The following is a 22,738-nucleotide window of genomic DNA, read 5'->3' as shown; positions in this document are numbered from 1 at the left end:
ATGACAAGCCAAATCGTGCTGCAGCGCGGCGAGTTTCGCCTTTTCCCCGTGAAATCAACCCATCACACCGGCCCAGATCAGCCGCAGCGACACGATCAGCAGGGTCCAGGTGATAAAGGCGTAAAAGATCCGGACCGGCATGCGCCTGACGATCCACAGCCCGGCCCGCACCGCCAGCAGCGCGGGAATCACCAGCACGGCCGCGACCTTGAGGTTCTGGGCGGACAACTGTCCCAGCAGGGCATAGGGCACCAGCTTGACCATGTTGCAGATCGCGAAAAAGATCGTCGTCGTGCCCGCATAGACGACAGGTGTCATACGCAGCGGTTGGGCATAGACCTGATAGGGCGGCGCACCGGCATGGGCGACAAAGCTGGTATAGCCAGAGACCAGCCCCCACAAGCTGCCCCTGCCCCAGTCCGGCGCCCGCGCGGCGGCCCCGTGCCCCTGCCCGATCAGCGCCCTGAGCGCAAAGACAAGGCCGATCACCCCCACGACGAATTCGATGGCGCGGTCGGTGACGAAACTGGCCGTCGCCCAGCCCAGCAGAATGCCCGCGACGGCCCCCGGCAGCAGCCTGCCAAGGATATGGCGGTCGAAATTCCTGCGATAGGCGACCAGCCCCCCGATATCCGAGATGATATAGACAGGCAGCAGGATCCCCGCCGCCTGCACCGGCGACATGACCAGCGCCAGCAGCAGCACCGAAATCACGCCGACCATGCTCAGCCCGCCCTTGGCCAAGCCGACCGATGTCGCGGCGATGATCGCCAGCACCCATGTCCATGCGTCCAGACCGAACATCGCCCGCCCCCTGTTTCCTTGCGCGATCCATGCCGACAGGATGGGCGCCGCGCAACCGCAATCCGCCCGCTGCCCCTTGCACGGCATCTTTTGCAAATATCCGGCCGTGTTCGCGCAACCATGAATCGCCGCTCTTGCGATTTTCAGACCAAGGCACTAGGCCGTCGCTGTGAAATCCCAAATGGAGGTTCCCATGGCCCGACCCAAGATCGCGCTTATCGGCGCAGGTCAGATCGGTGGCACACTGGCTCATCTGGCTGCAATCAAGGAACTTGGCGACGTCGTTCTGTTCGACATCGCCGAAGGCACGCCGCAGGGCAAGGCGCTGGACATCGCCCAATCCGGCCCGTCCGAAGGTTTCGACGCCAGCCTGAAAGGCGCCAATGATTACGCCGATATCGCAGGCGCGGATGTCTGCATCGTCACCGCAGGCGTGCCGCGCAAGCCGGGCATGAGCCGTGATGACCTGCTGGGCATCAACCTGAAGGTCATGAAATCGGTCGGCGAAGGCATTGCCAAATACGCCCCCGACGCCTTCGTGATCTGCATCACCAACCCGCTGGATGCAATGGTCTGGGCGCTGCAGCAATTCTCGGGCCTGCCCGCGAACAAGGTCGTCGGCATGGCCGGTGTGCTGGATTCGGCGCGCTTCCGCCATTTCCTGTCGGTGGAATTCGGCGTCTCGATGAAGGACGTGACCGCATTCGTTCTGGGCGGCCACGGCGATACCATGGTGCCGCTGACCCGCTATTCGACCGTCGCGGGCATTCCGCTGCCGGATCTGGTCAAAATGGGCTGGACCTCGCAGGACAAACTGGACGCCATCGTCCAGCGCACCCGCGACGGCGGCGCGGAAATCGTCGCGCTGCTGAAAACCGGCTCGGCCTTCTACGCGCCCGCGACCTCGGCGATCGAGATGGCCGAAGCCTATCTGAAGGACCAGAAGCGCGTCCTGCCCTGCGCGGCCTTCGTCAAGGGCGCCTATGGTCTGGACGGGATCTATGTCGGCGTGCCGACCGTGATCGGTGCGAATGGCATCGAAAAGGTCATCGACATCGCGCTGAACAGCGACGAACAGGCGATGCTGGACAAATCCATCGACGCCGTGAAGGGTCTTGTCGCGGCCTGCAAGGAAATCGACCCGTCGCTGGCATAAGCCCGGATCGGTTGATGACCAAGGACCCCCGCGCCCGCCCGGCGCGGGGTTTTTCATTGTCCCCTGTGCGCATGAAAAAGCCCCCGCATGCCGGATGCGGGGGCGATTGTTTCAGGGCCGACGCTCAGTTGAAAATGAAGTCCGAGGTGTAGATGCTCCAGCTTGAAACACCGACCAGCGTGATGACCGTCCCGTCAAAACTGATCTGGGTGTTCTGGCCGACCTGCTGGACGCTCAGATCGGCATAGCTGGCGCCGCTTGCGTTGATATGGATCAGGTCGGTGCCGTCCTGCCAGTCCAGGATGCGATCCGAACCTTCGTTGCGACCAAAGACGAAGATGTCCGCCCCCAAGCCGCCGGTCAGAACGTCATTGCCGAAACCGCCCACCAGACGGTCGTTTCCGGCGCCGCCGATCAGCGTATCGTGGCCCATCCCGCCGAACAGCCTGTCATTGCCGCCGGCGCCCTCCAGCCTGTTGGCCGCGGCATTGCCGGTCAGAACGTCATTGCCGGTGCTGCCGGTGACGTTTTCCATGTTGCGGATCGTGTCCAGCCCGCGCCCGGTGTTCTGCGCCGCGGTGGCCCCCAGATTGACCCGGACGGCACCCGCGCCGGAAAACAGCAGCGTGTCGATGCCCGCGCCGCCGTCGATGACGTCATTGCCAAGCCCGCCGTCCAGCGTGTCGTTGCCCGCGCCGCCGCTCAGCGTGTCATTGCCCGCCCCCGAGACCAGCCGGTTCGCCGCCGCATTGCCGGTCAGCCGGTCATTGCCGCCGCCCGTGGTGACGTTTTCGATACTGAGCAGCGTATCCTGTCCCTGCCCGGTGGCCTGCGCGGTGGCAAGGCCCAGGTTCACCCTGATCGCGGCATTGTCGGAATAGACGGCGGTATCAATCCCCGCGCCGCCGTTCAGCACGTCATTGCCCGCACCGCCGTTCAGCGTGTCATTGCCCGCACCGCCCAGCAGGGTGTCGTTGCCCACGCCGCCGTTCAGCGCGTCGTTGCCCGCGCCGCCGTTCAGCGTGTCATTGCCGCCACCGCCGGTCAGCATATTGGCATTGGCATTGCCGATGAGGCGGTCGGCCCCATTGCCGCCAACGACGTTTTCGACATTGATGATCGTGTCATTGCCATAGCCGGTGGCCTGCGGCCCGGTCCGGGTCAGGTCGACCGTCACGGCGACGCCTCCGGCAAAGTTCACGGTGTCGATGCCCGCGCCGCCGTTCATCAGGTCATTGCCCAGCCCGCCGATCAGCACATCGTTGCCGTCGCCGCCGCTCAGCGAGTCATTGCCGAGTTCGCCATAAAGCGTATCATTGCCCGCATTGCCGAAAATCCGGTCCGATCCGCCGCCACCGCGCATGGTGTTCGCATTGGCGCCGCCGTTCAGCACATCATTCGCGGCCGTGCCGTTGATGGTCGGGGAATTCGACACGACCGACAGATTGTAGGCGCCGTTGTTGGTCGAATAATCGCGATAAGAAGCGTCCAGATAGTAGGTGCCGGTTGTGCTGGCCGTCCAGGTGATCACCGATCCGCCGGACGAGGTATATCCCGTCCGCGACGCCAGCGACGCGCCGGAACCGTCGCGCAGAAACAGCACCATCGACGCGAGGCTGTCCGCCCCGCCGGTCCCGGTCATGGTAAAGGTATAGGTGCGTCCTGCGACCGCACTGAACGCGTGCCAGTCGGAATCGCCATAGGCGTCGATATTGCCACGCAGCATCCCGCCGTCGATCAGCCGCGAAGTCGTGGTGTTGTTGTTCGCGACATTGTCCGAAATGCGCGAGATCAGGGTAAAGGCACCCTCTGCCCCGCCATTGCCATTGGCCGTGTCATAGATGTTGCTATCCGAGACCGAGACGTAATAGGTGCCGGTCGTGCCAATGGTATAGGTCGCCTGATTCCCGGCCCCATCGCTGGCCGAGGCCAGCACCGCGCCATACTGGTCATGAATACGGACCGTGGCGCTGTCGAATGTCAGGCTGCCGTTCGGCGTCACCGAGAAACCGACCCGCTGGCCCGCAACCAGTTCGACGCGATACCAGTCGCTGTCATTGTTCGCTTCCAGATTGCCGTTGATGCTGCCGCTGCGTGCAATCGCCGCCGTGGTCGAACTGCTGTTGACGATCCTGTCCGACATCTGGGTGCGGATGACATAGGGGCCTTCGGCACCGTTGTTGCCGTTGTCGGTGTTGTATTGGTACAGATCCGCCACTTCGATGAAATAGGTGCCGGTCGAGGTCGCGGTATAGGTCATCCACGAGCCATCGTTGGCCGCATTGATCGACCCGCCCAGCCCGTCGCGCAGACGCAGGGTGCCATAGATATCGGTGCCGGTGCCGTCGCCGATCAGATAGAAATTATACGTCAGCCCAGCCGTCAGTTCGACCCGCCACCAATCCGGATCCATGTTGGTTTCAAGCGACGAACGGAAATCGCCGGTTCCTGTGATGACGGCGGTCGTCGTCGAGTTTCCAGGTATATCGGGCATTGCCTGACGCGCTCCTCGCAGATGTAATCGGATGAGTTCAGTGTCGGCGTAAATAACCCGACTCAAAGCGTCAACTCGGATCACGGGCAATCCCGGCCATCGCCCCGGAATGCCGCTACGGAACAGGTTTCGAACCGGGCCGGCGGCGTTTGTGATCACACGTTTCGGGACAGTGATCACAAACCCCGGAATAATGGCGCGAATCCGCTGGAACTTGAAAATAGCGGTTCATCGAAGGGTTTGACTGTGCCAGAAGCAGGCAACCGAATTTGCGGGGGATGACAATGAATATCCACGAATACCAGGCCAAGGCGCTGCTGCGTCAATACGGCGCTCCGGTCAGCGATGGCCATGCCGTGACCAAGGCCGATGAAGTCAAGGCAGCGGCCGGCCAGCTTGGCGGCCCGCTGTGGGTGGTCAAGGCCCAGATCCACGCAGGTGGTCGCGGCAAAGGCCATTTCCTGGAAAAGGAAGCCGGTGACAAGGGCGGCGTCCGTCTGGCGAAATCGGTCTCCGAGGCCGAAGAGCTTGCCCGCCAGATGCTGGGTCGCACGCTGGTCACCCATCAGACCGGCCCGGTCGGCAAACAGGTGAACCGCATCTATATCGAAGACGGTTCCGACATCGCGCGCGAATTGTATCTGGCCCTGCTGGTCGATCGCGGGTCGTCGCGCGTCAGCTTCGTCGCCTCGACCGAGGGCGGCATGGATATCGAGGAAGTGGCGGCGAACACGCCCGAAAAGATCGTCAGCTTCAGCGTCGATCCGGCCTCGGGCCTGTCGGATTTCCACGGCCGCCGCGTCGCCTTCGCGCTTGGGCTGGAAGGTCCGCAGGTCAAGCAATGCGTGGCGCTGGTCAAGAACCTCTACCGTCTTTTCATCGAAAAAGACATGGAGATGCTGGAAATCAACCCGCTGATCGTCACGCCCGAAGGCAACATCAAGGCGCTGGACGCCAAGATGGGCTTTGACAACAACGCGCTCTATCGCCACCCGGACATTCTGGAACTGCGCGACACGACCGAGGAAGATCCCAAGGAACTGGAAGCCTCGAAATACGACCTGAACTATATCGCGCTGGACGGTGAAATCGGCTGCATGGTGAACGGCGCCGGTCTGGCCATGGCGACCATGGACATCATCAAACTGTTCGGGGCCGAGCCCGCGAACTTCCTGGATGTCGGCGGCGGTGCGACCAAGGAAAAGGTGACCGAAGCGTTCAAGATCATCACCAGCGACCCGAACGTCAAAGGCATCCTCGTCAACATCTTCGGCGGCATCATGCGCTGCGACATCATCGCGGAAGGCATCATCGCCGCCGTGAAGGAAGTGGGCCTGCAGGTCCCGCTGGTCGTGCGTCTGGAAGGCACCAATGTCGAGCTGGGCAAGCAGATCATCGCAGACAGCGGGTTGAACGTGATCGCGGCCGACGACCTGTCGGATGCGGCGCAAAAGATCGTCAAAGCGGTGAAGGGATAATTCAAGATGGCCGTTCTCGTAGACAAGAATACCAAAGTCATCTGTCAGGGCCTGACCGGCTCGCAGGGGACGTTCCACACCGAGCAGGCGATCGCTTACGGCACGAAAATGGTCGGTGGCGTGACGCCCGGCAAAGGCGGCAGCGAACATATCGGCCTGCCGGTCTTCAACTCGGTCCATGAAGCCGTGGCCGTGACCGGCGCGAATGCGTCCGTGATCTATGTTCCGCCCCCCTTCGCGGCGGATTCGATCCTGGAAGCGATTGATGCCGATATCCCGCTGATCGTCGCGATCACCGAAGGCATCCCGGTTCTGGACATGATGCGCGTGAAACGCGCGCTGCTGAATTCGAATTCGAAACTGATCGGGCCGAACTGCCCCGGCATCATGACGCCGGACGAATGCAAGATCGGGATCATGCCGGGCAGCATCTTTCGTCGCGGTTCGGTCGGCGTCGTCAGCCGTTCGGGCACCCTGACCTATGAGGCGGTGAAACAGACCTCGGACGTGGGTCTGGGCCAGTCCTCGGCGGTGGGCATCGGCGGCGACCCGATCAAGGGGATGGAACATATCGACGTGCTGCAGATGTTCCTGGACGATCCGGAAACCGAATCGATCATCATGATCGGCGAGATCGGTGGCTCGGCCGAAGAAGAGGCCGCCGAATTCCTGGCCGAACAGAAGCGCAAGGGCAAATGGAAGCCCACCGCCGGTTTCATCGCGGGCCGCACGGCGCCTCCGGGCCGTCGCATGGGCCATGCCGGCGCCATCGTGTCGGGCGGCAAGGGCGATGCCGAATCCAAGATCGAGGCGATGAAAAGCGCCGGGATCGTCGTTGCCGACAGCCCGGCGGGCCTTGGTGACGCCGTGTTGAAGGCCATCGGAAAGTAAGACTTTTGACTTAGGCGCTGCCGATACCTACCTTGTCGGCAGTGCCCGTTGAAGAGTGGATGAAGTGTCCAGGAAACGCATCTGAGCCGCTCGCAATCGCCAGCCCGTCCGCCGGGCAGGTTCCTGCGCAGCCGTGCCCGCATCAGCCCGGCCAGCATCGACATTCCCGCCATGGCAACGCCGGTCAGCGGAATACCAGTCAGCGGCGCCCGGCGCCCCGCCTGACACCGCGTTCCGTTCTGGCCCTGACCGTCTGCCTCGGCCTTGCGGTCGCCGGCTGCGGACGTGCGCCGACGGATGACGTGCTTCGGGGCGGCGTGCCGGCGCGGACCAATCTGCACAAGACCACCACCCTGCCCCCCGACGCGATCCGTTCCGTGGCGCGCAAGGATGCGGGCTGGCGGCTGATCTATCACCCTGCCCGCGCGCCCGTGAATGCCGAACAGGGGGCCGCCGCCGCCCTGTGCAGGCTGGAACGCAAGCGCCCTGCCGAAATCGTCGTGCTGCCGATGGTGTCGCCCTATGACGACCCCGGCGCGCGCATGATCGACGTGGTCTGCGCATGACCCGACATGACGCGTTCACCCGATCTTCATTCTGCGGGGCTACACCCGCAACCGGCCCTGTCGCCGGGCATATGACCAGCAACCCGCGCCCGACCCGCGCGACATATCTTCACCCGGTTCGGGCCGTGACCCCGACCATAGCGAGTTCATTCAGGGCAAGACCATGAACGATCAATCCCCCGGCGGGAATGCCGCCTTTCACGATTCCTCTTTCCTGCAGGGCCATAACGCCACCTATGTGGAACAGCTTTATGGTCAGTGGGCCCGGAACCCCGCCGCCGTGGACCAGGCATGGGATGCCTTTTTCCGCAGTCTCGGGGATGATCAGGCGGCGGTCGAACGCGAGGCGGCGGGCGCAAGCTGGCGCCGCGCCGACTGGCCGCCCTCGCCTTCGGACGAAAACACCTCGGCGCTGACGGGCGAATGGCCGCAATCGACCAAGGCCGAAGCCGACGCCGCGATGAGGCAGATCGGTGCCAAGGCGGCGGAAAAGGGCGTCGCGCTGACCGATGACCAGATGCGCCGCGCAGTGCTGGATTCGGTGCGTGCCATCATGCTGATCCGGTCCTTCCGGATTCGCGGCCACCTGTTTGCCGATGTCGATCCGCTGAACCAGCGCGAAACCCCCAGCACCGGCGAACTGGATCCCGCGACCTATGGTTTCGGCCCGAACGATCTGGATCGCCCGATCTTTATCGACAACGTGCTGGGCCTGCAGGTCGCCTCGATCCGCCAGATCACCGAGCTGATGCGGCGCACCTATTGCGGCACCTTCGCGCTGCAGTTCATGCATATTTCCGACCCGGAACAGGCCGCGTGGCTGAAGGAACGGATCGAGGGTTATGGCAAGGAAATCAGCTTTACCCGCGAAGGCCGCCGCGCTATCCTGAACAAGCTGGTCGAGGCCGAAGGCTTTGAAAAATTCCTGCATGTCAAATACATGGGCACCAAGCGTTTCGGTCTGGACGGTGGCGAGGCGCTGATCCCCGCGATGGAACAGATCATCAAGCGCGGCGGCCAGTTGGGCGTCAAGGATATCGTCATCGGCATGCCCCACCGCGGCCGCCTGTCGGTTCTGGCGAACGTCCTGTCCAAACCCTATCGCGCGATCTTCAACGAATTCCAGGGCGGCAGCTTCAAGCCCGAGGAAGTCGATGGTTCGGGCGACGTGAAATATCACCTTGGCGCGTCCAATGACCGGGAATTCGACGGAAATGTCGTCCACCTGTCGCTGACCGCGAACCCCAGCCACCTCGAAGCCGTGAACCCGGTGGTGCTGGGCAAGGTCCGCGCCAAGCAGGACCAGCTGAACGACACCGAAACCCGGTCCGCCGTGCTGCCGATCCTGCTGCATGGTGACGCCGCTTTCGCGGGTCAGGGCATCGTCGCGGAATGTTTCGGCCTGTCCGGCCTGCGCGGTCACCGCACCGGCGGCACGATCCATATCATCGTGAACAACCAGATCGGTTTCACCACCGCGCCGCATTTCAGCCGCTCGTCGCCCTATCCGACGGATATCGCCCTGATGGTCGAGGCGCCGATTTTCCACGTCAACGGCGACGACCCGGAAGCCGTGGTCCATGCCGCGCGGGTCGCGACCGAATACCGCCAGAAATTCCACAAGGACGTGGTTCTGGACATCTTCTGCTATCGCCGCTTCGGTCACAACGAAGGCGATGAGCCGATGTTCACCAACCCGATGATGTACAAGCAGATCAAGGGCCACAAGACGACCCTGCAGCTTTACACCGAACGGCTGGTTGCCGACGGGCTGATTCCCGAGGGCGAGATCGAGGACATGAAGGCCGCGTTTCAGGCCCATCTGAACACCGAATTCAGATCGGGCAAGGAATTCAAGCCGAACAAGGCCGATTGGCTGGACGGCAAATGGTCCGGCCTGACCATCGAGGGCGAGGATTACACCCGTGGCCAGACCGGCATCGAACTGGACACGGTTCAGGAAATCGGCCGTGCGCTGACCTCGCATCCCGACAATCTGGACGTCCACAAGACGGTGACCCGCCTGCTGGACGCCAAGAAAAAGATGTTCGAAACCGGCGAAGGCTTTGACTGGGCCACGGGCGAGGCGCTGGCCTTTGGCTCGCTGGTCACCGAAGGCCATCCGGTCCGGCTGGCCGGTCAGGATTCGACGCGCGGCACCTTCAGCCAGCGTCACTCTGCCTTCATCGACCAGACGACCGAGGAACGCTATTACCCCCTGAACAACATCCGTCAGGGTCAGGCGCGCTACGAAGTCATCGATTCGATGCTGTCGGAATATGCGGTGCTGGGTTTCGAATACGGCTATTCGCTGTCGGAGCCGAACACCCTGACCCTGTGGGAAGCCCAGTTCGGCGATTTCGCCAATGGCGCCCAGATCATGTTCGACCAGTTCATTTCGTCCGGCGAAAAGAAATGGCTGCGCATGTCGGGTCTGGTGATGCTGCTACCGCATGGTTTCGAAGGTCAGGGCCCGGAACATTCCAGCGCCCGGCTGGAGCGTTTCCTGCAAGGCTGCGCGGAAGAAAACTGGATCGTCGCGAATTGCACGACGCCCGCCAACTATTTCCACATCCTGCGCCGCCAGCTGAAACGGAACTTCCGCAAGCCGCTGGTGCTGATGACACCGAAATCGCTGCTGCGCCATCCGCTGGCGGTGTCCAGCATTCAGGAATTCGGACCCGATTCCAGCTTCCACCGCGTGTTGTGGGATGATGCGGATCGCGGCAAATCGGATTTCAAGCTGCAGGCCGATGACAAGATCCGCCGCGTCGTGATCTGTTCGGGCAAGGTCTATTACGACCTGCTGGCCGCGCGGAATGCGGCGGGTGCCGATGACGTCTATCTGCTGCGTCTGGAACAGTTCTACCCGTTCCCCGCACAGTCGATGTCCAAGGAATTGGAACGGTTCAAGGATGCCGAAATCGTCTGGTGTCAGGAAGAACCCAAGAACCAGGGCGGCTGGACCTTTGTCGAGCCGAACATCGAATGGGTTCTGGGCCGCATCGGCGCCAAGCACGCACGTCCGCGCTATGTCGGACGCAGCGCGGCGGCATCCGTGGCGACCGGCCTTGCCTCGCGTCACAAGGCCGAACAAGAGGCGCTGGTCCATGACGCCATCACGATCGGAGCCTAACGGATGAGCGTTGAACTGCGTGTCCCCGCCCTTGGCGAATCGGTGTCCGAGGCGACCGTCTCGACCTGGTTCAAGCAGCCGGGCGACCGCGTCGCCGTGGACGAAATGCTTTGCGAGCTGGAAACCGACAAGGTGACGGTCGAAGTGCCGTCACCCGTCGCAGGCCTGCTTGGCGAAATCATCGCGACCGAAGGCCAGACGGTCGCCCCCAATGCTTTGCTTGCGCAGATCGTCGAAGATGGCGACGCAGGCCCCGAAGAAATGTTGCCGCGCGAGAACGAGTCGGCCAAGCCCAAGGAAGGACAGAAAGACATGAGCGGAAAAGCCGTGGACGTGATGGTGCCCACTCTGGGCGAAAGCGTTACCGAAGCCACCGTCGCCACCTGGTTCAAGAAGGTCGGCGATGCCGTCGCTCAGGACGAAATGCTGTGCGAACTGGAAACCGACAAGGTTTCGGTCGAGGTTCCCGCGCCTGCGGCCGGTGTTCTGGCCGAAATCCTCGCGCCCGAAGGCGCGACGGTGGATGCCAAGGCCCGCCTTGCCGTGATCGCCGAAGGCGCCGCCGCTGCCGCTTCGGGTTCCGTTCCGACGCCTGCCGGCACTGCGGCGGACCGTGCCCAGAATTCGGCCGAGGCGGTTGCCCGCGCCGAAGCCAAGGGCCTGACCGGCACGACCGCGCGCAGCGATGTCAAGGACGCGCCCGCAGCCGAAAAGGCCATGGCAGAGGCCGGGATCTCGCGCGATGCGGTCACCGGCACCGGCCGCGACGGTCGCGTGATGAAGGAAGACGTGGCCCGCGCCGCAGCCGCCCCCACCCCGTCGGTCGCCCCGACCCCGGCCGCCCGCCGCGCCAGCCGGTTTCGGCCAATGACGCCGCCCGCGAGGAACGCGTCAAGATGACCCGCCTGCGCGCGACCATCGCCCGCCGTCTGAAGGATGCGCAGAACAACGCCGCCATCCTGACCACCTATAACGAGGTGGACATGTCGGGCGTCATGGGCCTGCGCAACGAATACAAGGATGCGTTCGAGAAGAAGCACAAGGTCAAGCTGGGCTTCATGTCCTTCTTCGTGAAAGCCTGCTGCCACGCCCTGAAAGAAGTCCCCGAGGTCAATGCCGAAATCGACGGCGGCGATATCGTTTACAAGAATTACGTCAACATGGGCGTCGCCGTCGGCACGCCGCAGGGTCTGGTCGTTCCGGTCCTGCGCGATGCGGATCAGCTGTCCTTTGCCGATATCGAAAAGCAGATCGCCGAACTGGGCCTGCGCGCCCGTGACGGCAAGCTGACCATGGCGGAAATGCAGGGCGGCAGCTTCACCATCTCGAACGGTGGGGTCTATGGCTCGCTGATGTCCTCGCCGATCCTGAACCCTCCGCAATCGGGCATCCTGGGCATGCACAAGATCCAGGACCGGCCGGTCGTCGTCGGCGGCCAGATCGTCATCCGCCCGATGATGTATCTGGCGCTGAGCTATGACCACCGCATCGTCGACGGCAAGGGCGCCGTGACCTTCCTTGTCCGCGTCAAGGAAGCACTGGAAGACCCGCGCCGCCTGCTGATGGACCTGTGATCCCGTGACGGAGCTTCCAACCGATCCGCAGGCCGCCGATGCTGGCGGTGATCGCGACCCGCAACAGCAACTGGACCAGTTGCTGGCGCAGAATCGCGATACGCTGCAGGGCGTGCTGCGGGTCTGGTTGGTGCGCGTCGTTCTGGTGACGGCCGTGATGTTCGCGCTGGACCGTTTCATGGGTCCGGTGCGCTGGTTCCGGCCGCTGATCGGCATCTATGCGGTGGTTTCCCTGACCAGCAGCCTTGCGCTGCACCGGCTGAAGAACCGCCAGATGGACCGTCTGCGGCAGCTTGCGGGCGGGCAGGCCGAATAGATTTTCCGGCGCCATGCCAAGGGCCGGCGCCGGAAAACGAAAGGGCACGGGCTGGGCAGCGATTGGCAGGCAACCGATCCGCCGATCAACCGTTGAGCCTGCAGACTGGAAGGTCATGCGCCACCGGGTCCGCCCCGGGCCGCAGGCCGGTTTCATAATCCGGGGGACGCGGTTCCAGATCCTGCGCGCCCGCTTGTTCAAAGGTGCTGACATGACCCAGATGATCGCCCATTACGCCATCAGTGATTACGCCCGTTTCAAACCCGCCTTCGACGCCGATGCCGAGGATCGCGGTAACAACAGCCTGTCCCTGCTGCAACTGTGGCGCGAGGATAACGGCAATGTCTGGGCCCTGTTCCAGGTCGGCGATGCCAAGGCGGCACGCGCCTATCTGGATGGCGCGGCGGGTGTCTTCAATTCGCAGGCCGGGGTGCAGGGCGTCGATTACCATTTCGTGGAAACCGCCTGATGTCCGCCGAAACCACCGCCCTGGGTCTGGCCGCGCTGCTGCAGGCGGTGCAGATTGGTCTTGCCGGATATGCCATGCATCGCGACATGGGCGATGAATGGAATGTCGGCCCCCGCGACACGACGCCCGAATTTTCGCCCCTGACCGGGCGGTTGCGCCGCGCGGTCGCCAACCACTTCGAATCGCTGGCGCTGTTCACCATCGCCGTCGTCATGATCTCGATCGAGGATCGCAGCACGGCGCTGACCGTGCTGTGCGCCTGGCTGTATCTGGCGGCGCGCATCCTTTACGTCCCGGCCTATGCCCTTGGCTGGTCGCCCTGGCGGTCGGTCATCTGGGCGGCGGGCTTTCTGCCGACGATGATCATGATCATCTATGCAATTTTGACCTGACCTGTCGCGCCACCACGAACGCGTGGTCGCGAAATCCCTGAGGAGTTGTGAATGTCCACCTACGATCTCATCGTCATCGGCGCCGGTCCCGGCGGCTATGTCTGCGCGATCCGTGCGGCCCAGCTGGGCCTGAAAGTCGCCTGCGTCGAGGGCCGCGAGACGCTTGGCGGCACCTGCCTGAATGTCGGCTGCATCCCGTCCAAGGCCCTGCTGCACGCCAGTCACATGCTGCCACGAAACCGCATGAGAATTTTGAAAAATGGGCCTGATGGGTGCGGCACCCACGGTCGACTGGGACAAGATGCTGGGCTACAAGGCCGAAACCGTGGGCGGCAATACCAAGGGCATCGAATTCCTTTTCAAGAAAAACAAGATCGACTGGCTGAAAGGCTGGGCGGTGATCGAGGCCGCAGGCAAGGTCCGCGTCGGCGATACGGTCCATGACACGAAAAACATCGTCATCGCCTCGGGTTCGGTTCCGGCCAGCCTGCCGGGCGTCACGGTCGACAACGATCAGGGCGTGGTCGTCGATTCGACCGGCGCGCTGGCCTTGAAAAAGATCCCCGGCTCCATGGTCGTGATCGGCGCGGGCGTGATCGGGCTGGAACTGGGTTCCGTCTATGCCCGCCTTGGCGCCAAGGTCACCGTGGTCGAATATCTGGACGTCGTCGCGCCGGGCATGGACGGCGAGGTGCAAAAGCAGTTCCAGAAGGTGCTGGCCAAGCAGGGGCTGGAATTCATCCTCGGCGCCGCCGTGTCGGAGGTCGAGGTCGAAAACGGCCGCGCAGAAGTTGAGTACAAGCTGCGCAAGGACGACAGCGAACATGAGATCAAGGCCGATGTCGTGCTGGTCGCGACCGGCCGCCGCCCCTATGTCGACGAGCTTGGGCTGGACGGGCTGGGCGTCACCCTGACCGATCGCGGCTTTGTCCAGATCGACCAGCATTGGCAGACCAGCGTTCCGGGCATCTATGCCATCGGCGATGCCGTCCCCGGCCCGATGCTGGCCCACAAGGCCGAGGACGAAGGCATGGCGGTTGCCGAAGTCATCGCGGGCAAGCATGGCCATGTAGATTACGACGTGATCCCCGGCGTGATCTACACCACCCCCGAGGTCGCATCCGTCGGCCTGACCGAAGACGCGGCCAAGGCCACGGGCCGCAAGGTCAAGGTGGGCAAGTTCCCGTTCATGGGCAATGCGCGCGCCAAGGCGATGTTCCAGGGCGAAGGTTTCGTGAAAATGGTCGTCGACGCCGACACCGACCGCATTCTGGGCTGCCACATCATCGGCCCGAACGCGGGCGAGATGATCCATGAAATCTGCATCGCGATGGAATTCGGCGCCTCGGCGCAGGATGTCGCGCTGACCTGCCACGCCCATCCGACCTGTTCCGAGGCCGTGCGCGAGGCCGCCCTTGCCTGCGGTGACGGCGCCATTCACGCCTGATCCGGCGGAAATCCGGTCACGACAGGGGGCGGCCCGCCATGGGCCGCCTTTTTTCTTGCGATATGCCGCGCCCCGGCATATCCGAAAAAGCATCATGTCAAAAAGATCCGGGGCCTTGCCAACCGGGCGGAACAAGCGGAGCAGAGACAATGATCCTTCGTCGATTTCTGATCGTCGCGGTGCTTGGCCTTGCGGCCTGCGGCGGCAATGGCGGCAGCCACAGTTCCAAGGGCGCGAACGAGTTTCTGGCCAGCGGGCTGCACCCGAACGAAACGCCGCAACTGCGCGGGCGCATCAACTACTGGGCCGACCATTATCAGGTGCCGCGTTCGCTGGTGCAGCGCGTCGTGATCCGCGAATCCAGCCACCGCCCCGAGGCGCGCAACGGTCCCTATTACGGGCTGATGCAGATCCTGCCGCAGACCGCGCGGACCATGGGCCATCGCGGCGCGCCGCAGGAATTGCTGAACGCCGACACCAACCTGCAATATGCCGTCAAATACCTGCGCGGCGCCTATCTGGTCGCCGACGGCAATCAGGACGAGGCCGTCGGCTGGTATGCGCGCGGCTATTATTACGAGGCCAAGCGCAAGGGCCTGCTGGAAGAAACCGGCCTGCGCCAGTCACGCCGCTGAAAAGCGCCCGCACCTGAAGGCGCTGATGCGTTGGCTGGGGCGGCACGGGCTGGATGACAGGTTCATGCTGCTTGTCATGGGCATCATGGCGGTGGGGATTTTCCTGACCGCCCGCGTCGCAGACGTTGCCGTCTATACCACGCGATCCGCCCTTACCGGCCCTGCCGCCGCGACATGAAGGCCAGACGCTCGAACAGCGCAACATCCTGTTCGTTCTTGACCAGCGCGCCATGCAGCTTGGGCAGAACCTCATTCGCCGGGCGCTTGAGTTCCTCGGGCGACAGATCCTCGGCCAGGATCAGTTTCAGCCAGTCCAGAAATTCGCTGGTCGAGGGCTTTTTCTTCAGCCCCGGCGTCTCGCGCAGTTCAAAGAACTGGGTCAGCGCCTCGTCCAGCAGGCGCGGCTTCAGGCCGGGGTAATGGACATCGACGATGCGTTTCAGCGTCTCGGCGTCGGGAAAGCGGATGTAATGGAAAGAGCAGCGGCGCAGGAATGCGTCGGGCAATTCCTTTTCGTTGTTCGAGGTGATGATGACCACGGGCCGATGCCGGGCGCGGATGGTTTCGCCGGTTTCATAGACGTGGAACTCCATCCGGTCCAATTCCTGCAGCAGATCGTTCGGAAATTCGATATCGGCCTTGTCGATTTCGTCGATCAGCAACACGACCTTTTGATCCGCCTCAAAGGCCTGCCACAGCTTGCCCTTGCGGATGTAATTGGCAATGTCATGGACCCGCGCCTCGCCCAACTGGCTGTCGCGCAGGCGTGACACAGCGTCATATTCATACAGGCCCTGCTGGGCGCGGGTGGTGGATTTGATGTTCCATTCGACCATCTCCAGCCCGACGGATTTCGCAACCTGTTGGGCCAGTTCGGTTTTTCCGGTGCCCGGCTCACCTTTCACCAAAAGCGGCCTTTCCAGCGTGATCGCGGCGTTCACGGCCATGGAAAGATCGGGCGGCGCGACATATCTGTCTGTCGAGGTGAAATGCATCGAAAAATCCCTTGTCCTGCGCGCGAAGTCTGGCGCGCGAAACCTAATCCAGCGCGGCATGCCTTCGCAAGATGCGGCCCCAGGCCGGGTGTGCTAGTGACAATGCCAACCGCATACCGTATTGGGGCCGCATGAACGGGTTCAGCGCCCGCTCACGGAGGACCGATGAAAGCCCAGACCTTTCTTCCCGAAGAATATCGTCCCGCCGAGGACGAGCCCTTCATGAATGAACTTCAACTTGAATATTTCCGTCGCAAGCTGCTTGCGTGGAAGCAGGAACTGCTGAGCCAGTCTGCCGAAACGCTGGAAGGTTTGCAGGACAGCGCCCGCAACGTGCCCGATCTTGCCGACCGCGCAAGCGAGGAAACCGACCGCGCGCTGGAACTGCGCACCCGCGACCGCCAGCGCAAGCTGGTCAGCAAGATCGACGCGGCCCTGCGCCGGATCGAGACGGGTGAATACGGCTATTGCGAAATGACCGGCGACCAGATCAGCCTGAAGCGGCTGGATGCGCGCCCGATCGCGACCATGACGCTTGAGGCGCAGGAACGTCACGAACGCCGCGAGCGGGTTCACCGCGACGACTGAGCAGCGTCGCGGCAAGCCTGCTCATGGCCCGTTGCTCATGACCCGTGCGGAAAGCCGACGCGATGCCCGGTGATGGCCTGCGCCCCATCCTGATCGTCCTGATCGACGGTTACGCGGATTGGGAAACCGCGCTGATTTCGGCCCATGCGCGACAGGGTCACGCGATGGCGCTGCGTCATGCGACACCCGGCGGCGGCCGCGTCAGCTCGATGGGCGGACTGGCCGGCGCGGATCTGCCCGATGTGGTGGTGCAGGGCGATGAGGTGATCGTGCTCTGCGGCGGCGATGGCTGGGCGGCCGGTGCCGCGCCCGCGCTGGATCCCCTGCTGATCGCGGCGCATCGGCGGGGACAGGTGATCGCGGCGATTTCGGGCGCGACGCTGGCCCTGGCGCGGAATGGCCTGCTGGACAGGTTGCGCCATACTTCGGACGCTGCGGGTTTTCTGGCCGGACATGCGCCGGGCTATCGGGGCGGCGATTTCTACACCGACCGCCCTTATGCCGTCCGCGACCGGGGCATCATCACCGCGCCGGGCACCGCCCCCGTCAGCTTCGCCGCCGAGGTTCTGGCCGCCGCTGGCCTGCCCGCGAACAAGGTCGCAGATTTCCGCAAGATCATGGCAAGGGAGCATTAGACATGCCGAACGCCCTTTCCGCGCGCAATGTCGCGGTTGTCGGAGCCGGGATCGCCGGGCTGACGGCGGCGATCGCGCTGGCCCGTCGCGGTGCGCGCGTCACCGTCCTTGAACGCGCCGATGCCTTGCGAGAGGTCGGGGCTGGCATTCAGGTTTCCCCCAACGCGGTGCGCGCGCTGCGGGCGCTGGACCTGCTGCCGGGCTTTCAGGCGCGCGCCGCCCTGAGCGAACAGGTGATCCTGCGCGATCTGTCGGGCGCGCAGGTCGCGCGGCTGGATTTTGCCCGGCATCGTCCGAATGACAGCTTTTATTTCATCCACCGCGCCCGCCTGCAGGACCTGCTGGCCGGTGCCGCGCAGGCCGCGGGCGCGGACATCCGGCTGAACCGCGAGATTGCGGCCCCGCCCGAGGGCTTCGATCTGGTCGTCGCCGCCGATGGGTTGAAAAGCGCCCTGCGCCCCGTGCTGAACGGGACCGAAGTGCCATTTTTCACCGGCCAGACGGCATGGCGCGCGGTGATTGCCGACACGGGTGATGCCGCGCCGCAGGCCGAGGTCTTCATGGGGCCGGGGCGCCATCTGGTCAGCTATCCGCTTGGTCCGGATCGGTTGGGCCGAAACCAGCGCAATATCGTCGCGGTGATCGAACGTCCCGACTGGCACGAGGAAGGCTGGAGCCATGCGGGCGATCCCGCCGATCTGCGCGCCGCCTTTGCCCGCTTTGCCCCGCGCGTCGGCGATTGGCTGGCCCGTGTCGATCAGGCCGGGATCTGGGGCCTGTTCCGCCACCCGGTCGCGACCCATTGGCAGGACGGGCGGCTGGTGCTGATCGGCGATGCCGCCCATCCGACCCTGCCCTTCATGGCGCAAGGCGCGGTCATGGCGATTGAAGATGCCTGGGTGCTGGCCGCCTGTCTGGACGCCGATCACGATCAGGCCGCCGCGCTGGCCCGTTTCCAGTCCCTGCGCCAGCCCCGCTGCACCCGGATCGTCGAGGCGGCGAACAAGAACGCCCGCAACTACCACCTGCGCGGCCCGGCCCGCGCCGTCGCCCATGCGGGTCTGCGCGGGCTGAACCGTTTCGCCCCCGCCAGCCTGATCGAGCGTTTCGGCTGGCTGTATGATTACGACCCGACGCAGGTCTGAATGAAAACGCCCGCCGTGGTGGCGGGCGCGGGTTCAGGCGGCCTTTTCGACGGCGGCGACGATGCCGTCCACGACCTCGCGCAAGATGCCTTCGTCCTCGGCCTCGGCCATGACGCGGATCAGGGGCTCGGTGCCGGATTTGCGGATCAGCACGCGGCCCGCGCCGGCCAGCCGCGCCTCGGCATCGGCGATCACCGCCTTGACGCTGGCCTGCGCCAAGGGATCGGCGCCATTGGCATAGCGCACGTTTTTCAGCATCTGCGGCACCGGATCGAACTGTTTCGCCAGATCAGAGGCGCGCAACCCGCTGTCGGCCATCGCCGCCAGGAATTGCAGCCCCGCGACCAGCCCGTCGCCGGTGGTCATGTAATCGGTCATCACGATATGGCCCGACTGTTCGCCGCCAAGGTTGAAACCCTTTTGCCGCATCCGTTCGACGACATAACGGTCGCCGACCGCCGTGCGCTCCAACCCGACGCCGCGCGTCTGCAGGAAGCGTTCCAGCCCAAGGTTAGACATCACGGTCGCGACCAGCGCATCGCCCTGCAACCGGCCCTGATCGGCCCAACGCGCGGCCAGCAGCGCCATGATCTGGTCGCCATCGGCCACCTGACCCTTTTCATCGACCAGCATCACCCGGTCGGCATCGCCGTCCAGGCTGATGCCCAGATCCGCGCCATGCGCCAGAACGGCAGCCGCGCAGGCCTGAGGGTGAGTGGACCCCACGCCGTCGTTGATGTTGTGGCCGTTGGGTTCGACGCCAAGCGGAATGACCTCGGCCCCGAGTTCCCACAGCACATCCGGCGCGGCGCGCCAGGCGGCGCCATTGGCGCAATCGACGACGACCTTCAGCCCGTTCAGGCGCTGGCCCGCCGGAAAGGTCGTCTTGGCATATTCGACATAGCGGCCCCGGCCATCGTCGATGCGCCGCGCACGGCCGATGTTTTCGGGGCGGGCGGGCGCGATCTCGCCCTCGACCGCCGCACCGATTGCCGATTCCGCCTCGTCCGACAGCTTGAACCCGTCGGGACCAAAGAACTTGATGCCATTGTCATGGGCGTGGTTGTGGCTGGCGGAAATCATGATCCCCAGATCGGCCCGCATCGAGCGCGTCAGATAACCCACGGCAGGCGTCGGCACCGGCCCCAGCAACAGGACATTCATCCCCGTGCTGGTCAGCCCCGCCGTCAGGGCGTTTTCCAGCATATAGCCTGACAGGCGGGTGTCCTTGCCGATCACGACGCGGTGGTCGTTTTCGCTGCCGCGCCGGAAATAGCGCCCCGCCGCCGCGCCAAGACGCAGGGCCATTTCGGCCGTCATCGGATAGGCATTCGCACGCCCGCGAACGCCGTCAGTCCCGAAGATCTTTCTGCTCATCGTCTTTCCCCATGTGAAGCGCGCGCCACAGGCGCAGCCCCTGATTGATGTCCGCGACGTCATGGACGCGGTGGATCTGAACCCCCTGCCCCATGCCTTCCAGCGTCAGGGCCAGCGTGCCCGGCATCCGCGCCTGCGGCGCTTCGGCCCCGCCTATACGCCCGACGAAACGTTTGCGCGACAGGCCCAGCAGGATCGGCAGCCCCAGCCCGTGATAGACCGAAATCCGCCGCAGGATCGCCAGATTATGCGCCTCGGTCTTGCCGAACCCAATGCCCGGGTCGATCACGATCCGGTCGGCGGGAATGCCAGCGGCGAAAGCCCGCTGAACCCGTTCGTGCAGCGCGTCGTAAACGTCCAGCAGCACATCGCCGTAACGCGGATCGTCCTGCATGTTTTCGGGCAGGCCCTGGGCGTGCATGATGCAGACCGCCGCGCCGGTTTCCGCCACGATCCCGGCCATGCGCGGGTCGAAGTCAAAGCCGGACACGTCATTGACCATCTCCGCCCCCGCCTGCACCGCAGCCCGCGCCACATCGCCCTTGCGCGTGTCGGCGGAAATCGGGGCAAGGCCCTGCAGCCCTGCGATGGCGGGGCAGATGCGGGCGGTTTCGTCGGCCACGGCGACCTCGGCCGCGCCGGGACGGGTCGATTGGCCGCCGATGTCCAGAATATCGGCACCCTGCGCGACCAGTTCACGGCCCCGCGCAATCGCGCCATCGGTGCCGCCCACCAGCCCGCCATCCGAAAAGCTGTCGGGCGTCGCGTTCAGGATCGCCATGATGCGCGGGCGGTCCATGGCAAGGCCCAGCACATCGGGGCGCGGGGCGGTCAGCCGTTCCAGCACATCGGCGGGAATGTCGGCGGTGACACGCGGCGCCTGACCGCGCTGCAACAGCTCGCATTCGGTGAAACGCACCCAGCCCCCGGCCAGCCTGTGGCGCCCGGTTTCAAGGGGATCGGTCGGTAATAGATTTGCGCAGTCATGGGCCCCGGTCATCCGTCACGCCAGACTTCTGCGACCTGACCGGGGGTTTTGCAAGGAAATCCTTGATCCCCGAAATCCTCAGTCCCCGGAACCCTCAATCCCCGTCCGGCGCCTGCCCCGGCGCGGTCAGATGAAAGCCCGCAGGCGGCACGGGTTCGGCGCTGCCGGGCGGCAAGGCCCGGGCCAGTCGCGACGCCGACAGCCGCGTTGCCAGCCAAAAAGGTCAGCGCCACGGGATCGGCGCGCAATTCCGCCTCGTCCGCGGTCATGCGATAGGGCGCCCAGACCACGCGCTGCCCTTCGCCCATCGCCCAGTTGAGTTCCGTCAGGCCGTCCGCGACATGCAGGCCAAGCCGGCCGGCCAGCGCCCATGCCGCCTGATCCAGCGCCAGCAGCGCGATCAGCCGGTCATTGCCACCCTGCGGCAGGGGCAGGTTTGGCGCATCGGGCACGATGACCAGCGGCCCGGCGGGCAGGTCGGTGTCGCATCCCGACGAACAGAACCGTCGGCGCGATGCGACGGGTTTCGGCGGCCACGCGCGCCGCGCTGCGCACCAGTGTCACGCCAAGCGCGCCGGGCACCCGGTCCAGCACGCCGATCGTCACCTTCGATCCGGGCGGCGCGGGGATGGTCCAGCACCTGCGCCGCGATCTTTTCGGCCAGCGTCTCCAGCAGATTGTGGCGCCGATCCGCCAGACCCGCCGTGATCGCCCCGATCAGGATGTCATAGCTGAGGATCCGGTCCACCTCGTCGTTCACGCCCTTGACGGGGGTGGCCAGATCGACGGTCAGGCTGAAACTCAGGCGCTGGTCATGTCCCCCGCTCTGTCTGGAAGGCACCGATATCGGCCGCGACGATATAGTCGCTGCAGGTGGATGCGGTCTGCGGGCTCCATGGCATTCATCTCTCGTGCAATGAACAAGCCCGGCGGAACAGCCGCCGGGCGCTTGTCTCAGAGATTTGCCGCTAATTCAGTTCGACGCAACCCGCTGGCCGCCGGATCGGTAAAAGATATGACGACCGATGCGCACGGTGCGGGGTGAGACTTGTTCGACCATTTCGGACGCACGGCGGAGGGTGTGGAAATAGGTCGCGCCCCCGGTCAGATCACGCGGCGCACCCGAAAGGGCGGCCATGGCGACACGCTGCACGCGGCTGAAGGCGGCGCGTTCATTGTAACGGCCCGACACCCGGCCCTTGCAGCTGAACTGACCGCGCTGGTTGACGACGCCGCAGACCGAATTCGGAAAGCGCGGGTGATCGACGCGGTTCAGAATCACCTCGGCAACGGCCTGCTGACCGGCGGTGCGCACGCCCCGCGCCTCGAAATTGCCAATGCCTCGGTCCAGGCATTGCAATTCGGCCTGACTGACGCCGCGCGCCGCGACCTGCTGCACCCGTTCGCCCCCGTTCGAGGCGGATAACCTTCTGGTGTCATTGCCATTTGCGTGACCGGGCACGGCAGAGATGGATAGGGCAATGGCCGTAAAAAGCGCCAAGGCGCCAGACTGCCATGCCATGGAAATGGTCATGCTAAACCTGTCTTTGTCCTGAACCGTGGTTCTTGTTTTTCGCTGGGAGGAGCGCTGTCAGCGCCCCTGATCGAGCGAGAAAGACCAAAACAGCGGGGCAGAAGGCCAGCCCACAGCT

Annotated in this window: 21 protein-coding genes and 2 pseudogenes; 15 read left to right on the top strand and 8 right to left on the bottom strand. The window is 64.3% G+C overall.

The genetic code is table 11. The features are described from left to right. Window positions 1-54 precede the first annotated feature (54 nt). Complete coding sequence (locus PE067_RS17730; RefSeq protein ID WP_276191063.1) at window positions 55-795, bottom strand: sulfite exporter TauE/SafE family protein; 741 nt, start codon at window positions 793-795, stop codon at window positions 55-57. A gap of 202 nt (window positions 796-997) precedes the next feature. Between PE067_RS17730 and mdh the strand changes: the two genes are divergently transcribed. Further along, window positions 998-1,960: a malate dehydrogenase gene (gene mdh / locus PE067_RS17725; protein WP_276191015.1), complete on the top strand. Its 963-nt coding sequence runs from the start codon at window positions 998-1,000 to the stop codon at window positions 1,958-1,960. A 124-nt stretch (window positions 1,961-2,084) separates the two neighbouring features. Here the strand turns inward: mdh and PE067_RS17720 are convergent, their stop codons facing one another. Further along, the gene (locus PE067_RS17720) at window positions 2,085-4,454 is read right to left on the bottom strand and encodes a pre-peptidase C-terminal domain-containing protein (RefSeq protein WP_276191014.1); all 2,370 of its coding nucleotides are present in this window, start codon (window positions 4,452-4,454) and stop codon (window positions 2,085-2,087) included. A gap of 284 nt (window positions 4,455-4,738) precedes the next feature. Here PE067_RS17720 and sucC point away from each other — a divergent pair, with 284 nt between their 5' ends. From sucC to PE067_RS17665, 11 genes and pseudogenes are all read left to right on the top strand, one after another. Further along, entirely contained in the window at window positions 4,739-5,932 is a 1,194-nt protein-coding gene (gene sucC, locus PE067_RS17715) for an ADP-forming succinate--CoA ligase subunit beta (RefSeq protein ID WP_276191013.1), read from the top strand. A gap of 6 nt (window positions 5,933-5,938) precedes the next feature. Next, window positions 5,939-6,823, top strand: a complete 885-nt coding sequence (gene sucD, locus PE067_RS17710) for a succinate--CoA ligase subunit alpha (RefSeq protein ID WP_276191012.1) — start codon at window positions 5,939-5,941, stop codon at window positions 6,821-6,823. 302 nt (window positions 6,824-7,125) lie between these two features. Next, the gene (locus PE067_RS17705) at window positions 7,126-7,389 is read left to right on the top strand and encodes a hypothetical protein (RefSeq protein WP_276191011.1); all 264 of its coding nucleotides are present in this window, start codon (window positions 7,126-7,128) and stop codon (window positions 7,387-7,389) included. A gap of 163 nt (window positions 7,390-7,552) precedes the next feature. Further along, entirely contained in the window at window positions 7,553-10,525 is a 2,973-nt protein-coding gene (locus PE067_RS17700) for a 2-oxoglutarate dehydrogenase E1 component (protein ID WP_276191010.1), read from the top strand. A 3-nt stretch (window positions 10,526-10,528) separates the two neighbouring features. Then, a pseudogene (gene odhB / locus PE067_RS17695) lies at window positions 10,529-12,099 on the top strand (2-oxoglutarate dehydrogenase complex dihydrolipoyllysine-residue succinyltransferase). A gap of 4 nt (window positions 12,100-12,103) precedes the next feature. Continuing rightward, entirely contained in the window at window positions 12,104-12,415 is a 312-nt protein-coding gene (locus tag PE067_RS17690; RefSeq protein WP_276191009.1) for a hypothetical protein, read from the top strand. Between the two features lie 211 nt (window positions 12,416-12,626). Beyond that, window positions 12,627-12,884, top strand: coding sequence for a hypothetical protein (locus tag PE067_RS17685; RefSeq protein WP_276191008.1), 258 nt, complete (start codon window positions 12,627-12,629; stop codon window positions 12,882-12,884). Continuing rightward, complete coding sequence (locus tag PE067_RS17680; protein WP_276191007.1) at window positions 12,884-13,276, top strand: MAPEG family protein; 393 nt, start codon at window positions 12,884-12,886, stop codon at window positions 13,274-13,276. Before PE067_RS17685 ends, PE067_RS17680 begins: the two co-directional genes overlap by 1 nt. Before the next feature lie 51 nt (window positions 13,277-13,327). Next, window positions 13,328-14,723: pseudogene (gene lpdA / locus PE067_RS17675) on the top strand (dihydrolipoyl dehydrogenase). Window positions 14,724-14,872: 149 nt separating this feature from the next. Next, a complete protein-coding gene (locus PE067_RS17670) occupies window positions 14,873-15,358 on the top strand; it encodes a lytic transglycosylase domain-containing protein (protein WP_276191006.1) in 486 nt (161 codons plus the stop codon). 25 nt (window positions 15,359-15,383) lie between these two features. Then, window positions 15,384-15,536 carry a hypothetical protein gene (locus tag PE067_RS17665; protein ID WP_276191005.1) on the top strand — a complete coding sequence of 51 codons (153 nt, stop codon included), beginning with the start codon at window positions 15,384-15,386 and terminating at the stop codon, window positions 15,534-15,536. Here the strand turns inward: PE067_RS17665 and PE067_RS17660 are convergent. Further along, entirely contained in the window at window positions 15,511-16,353 is an 843-nt protein-coding gene (locus PE067_RS17660; RefSeq protein WP_276191004.1) for a MoxR family ATPase, read from the bottom strand. The two genes, PE067_RS17665 and PE067_RS17660, sit on opposite strands and share 26 nt — an antisense overlap. A 165-nt stretch (window positions 16,354-16,518) precedes the next feature. On the opposite strand from PE067_RS17660, the gene dksA reads away from it, so the two are divergent. The 3 genes from dksA (at window position 16,519) to PE067_RS17645 (ending at window position 18,721) form a co-directional block, all read left to right on the top strand. Continuing rightward, window positions 16,519-16,941 carry an RNA polymerase-binding protein DksA gene (dksA, locus tag PE067_RS17655; RefSeq protein WP_276191003.1) on the top strand — a complete coding sequence of 141 codons (423 nt, stop codon included), beginning with the start codon at window positions 16,519-16,521 and terminating at the stop codon, window positions 16,939-16,941. Between the two features lie 62 nt (window positions 16,942-17,003). Continuing rightward, entirely contained in the window at window positions 17,004-17,576 is a 573-nt protein-coding gene (locus PE067_RS17650; RefSeq protein ID WP_276191002.1) for a DJ-1/PfpI family protein, read from the top strand. Window positions 17,577-17,578: 2 nt separating this feature from the next. Then, window positions 17,579-18,721, top strand: coding sequence for an FAD-dependent oxidoreductase (locus PE067_RS17645; RefSeq protein WP_276191001.1), 1,143 nt, complete (start codon window positions 17,579-17,581; stop codon window positions 18,719-18,721). 33 nt (window positions 18,722-18,754) lie between these two features. On the opposite strand, the gene glmM is transcribed toward PE067_RS17645, so the two are convergent. The 5 genes from glmM to PE067_RS17620 form a co-directional block, all read right to left on the bottom strand. Next, window positions 18,755-20,098: a phosphoglucosamine mutase gene (glmM, locus tag PE067_RS17640; protein ID WP_276191000.1), complete on the bottom strand. Its 1,344-nt coding sequence runs from the start codon at window positions 20,096-20,098 to the stop codon at window positions 18,755-18,757. Next, window positions 20,073-21,098, bottom strand: a complete 1,026-nt coding sequence (folP, locus tag PE067_RS17635; protein WP_276190999.1) for a dihydropteroate synthase — start codon at window positions 21,096-21,098, stop codon at window positions 20,073-20,075. The genes glmM and folP overlap by 26 nt, the downstream gene beginning before the upstream one ends. Continuing rightward, window positions 21,095-21,538, bottom strand: a complete 444-nt coding sequence (locus PE067_RS17630; protein WP_276190998.1) for a hypothetical protein — start codon at window positions 21,536-21,538, stop codon at window positions 21,095-21,097. Before PE067_RS17630 ends, folP begins: the two co-directional genes overlap by 4 nt. Continuing rightward, the gene (locus PE067_RS17625; RefSeq protein WP_276190997.1) at window positions 21,487-21,927 is read right to left on the bottom strand and encodes a dihydroneopterin aldolase; all 441 of its coding nucleotides are present in this window, start codon (window positions 21,925-21,927) and stop codon (window positions 21,487-21,489) included. Before PE067_RS17625 ends, PE067_RS17630 begins: the two co-directional genes overlap by 52 nt. A gap of 132 nt (window positions 21,928-22,059) precedes the next feature. Then, window positions 22,060-22,620, bottom strand: coding sequence for a cell wall hydrolase (locus PE067_RS17620; RefSeq protein ID WP_276190996.1), 561 nt, complete (start codon window positions 22,618-22,620; stop codon window positions 22,060-22,062). Between the last annotated feature and the right edge of the window lie 118 nt (window positions 22,621-22,738).

Origin of the sequence: Paracoccus sp. DMF-8, assembly GCF_029309835.1 — a bacterium.
Classification (GTDB): domain Bacteria; phylum Pseudomonadota; class Alphaproteobacteria; order Rhodobacterales; family Rhodobacteraceae; genus Paracoccus.
Note: the sequence above shows the minus strand (reverse complement) of the source record. Positions and strands in the feature narration are given on the sequence as shown.

Bases quoted from the DNA above. Each gene is read 5' to 3' on its own strand.
- mdh (WP_276191015.1), top strand. From the start codon at position 998: ATGGCCCGACCCAAGATCGCGCTTATCGGCGCAGGTCAGATCGGTGGC.
- PE067_RS17720 (WP_276191014.1), bottom strand. From the start codon at position 4,454: ATGCCCGATATACCTGGAAACTCGACGACGACCGCCGTCATCACAGGA.
- sucC (WP_276191013.1), top strand. From the start codon at position 4,739: ATGAATATCCACGAATACCAGGCCAAGGCGCTGCTGCGTCAATACGGC.
- sucD (WP_276191012.1), top strand. From the start codon at position 5,939: ATGGCCGTTCTCGTAGACAAGAATACCAAAGTCATCTGTCAGGGCCTG.
- PE067_RS17700 (WP_276191010.1), top strand. From the start codon at position 7,553: ATGAACGATCAATCCCCCGGCGGGAATGCCGCCTTTCACGATTCCTCT.
- PE067_RS17685 (WP_276191008.1), top strand. From the start codon at position 12,627: ATGACCCAGATGATCGCCCATTACGCCATCAGTGATTACGCCCGTTTC.
- PE067_RS17680 (WP_276191007.1), top strand. From the start codon at position 12,884: ATGTCCGCCGAAACCACCGCCCTGGGTCTGGCCGCGCTGCTGCAGGCG.
- PE067_RS17670 (WP_276191006.1), top strand. From the start codon at position 14,873: ATGATCCTTCGTCGATTTCTGATCGTCGCGGTGCTTGGCCTTGCGGCC.
- PE067_RS17665 (WP_276191005.1), top strand. From the start codon at position 15,384: ATGCGTTGGCTGGGGCGGCACGGGCTGGATGACAGGTTCATGCTGCTT.
- PE067_RS17660 (WP_276191004.1), bottom strand. From the start codon at position 16,353: ATGCATTTCACCTCGACAGACAGATATGTCGCGCCGCCCGATCTTTCC.
- dksA (WP_276191003.1), top strand. From the start codon at position 16,519: ATGAAAGCCCAGACCTTTCTTCCCGAAGAATATCGTCCCGCCGAGGAC.
- PE067_RS17650 (WP_276191002.1), top strand. From the start codon at position 17,004: ATGCCCGGTGATGGCCTGCGCCCCATCCTGATCGTCCTGATCGACGGT.
- PE067_RS17645 (WP_276191001.1), top strand. From the start codon at position 17,579: ATGCCGAACGCCCTTTCCGCGCGCAATGTCGCGGTTGTCGGAGCCGGG.
- glmM (WP_276191000.1), bottom strand. From the start codon at position 20,098: ATGAGCAGAAAGATCTTCGGGACTGACGGCGTTCGCGGGCGTGCGAAT.
- folP (WP_276190999.1), bottom strand. From the start codon at position 21,098: ATGACCGGGGCCCATGACTGCGCAAATCTATTACCGACCGATCCCCTT.
- PE067_RS17620 (WP_276190996.1), bottom strand. From the start codon at position 22,620: ATGACCATTTCCATGGCATGGCAGTCTGGCGCCTTGGCGCTTTTTACG.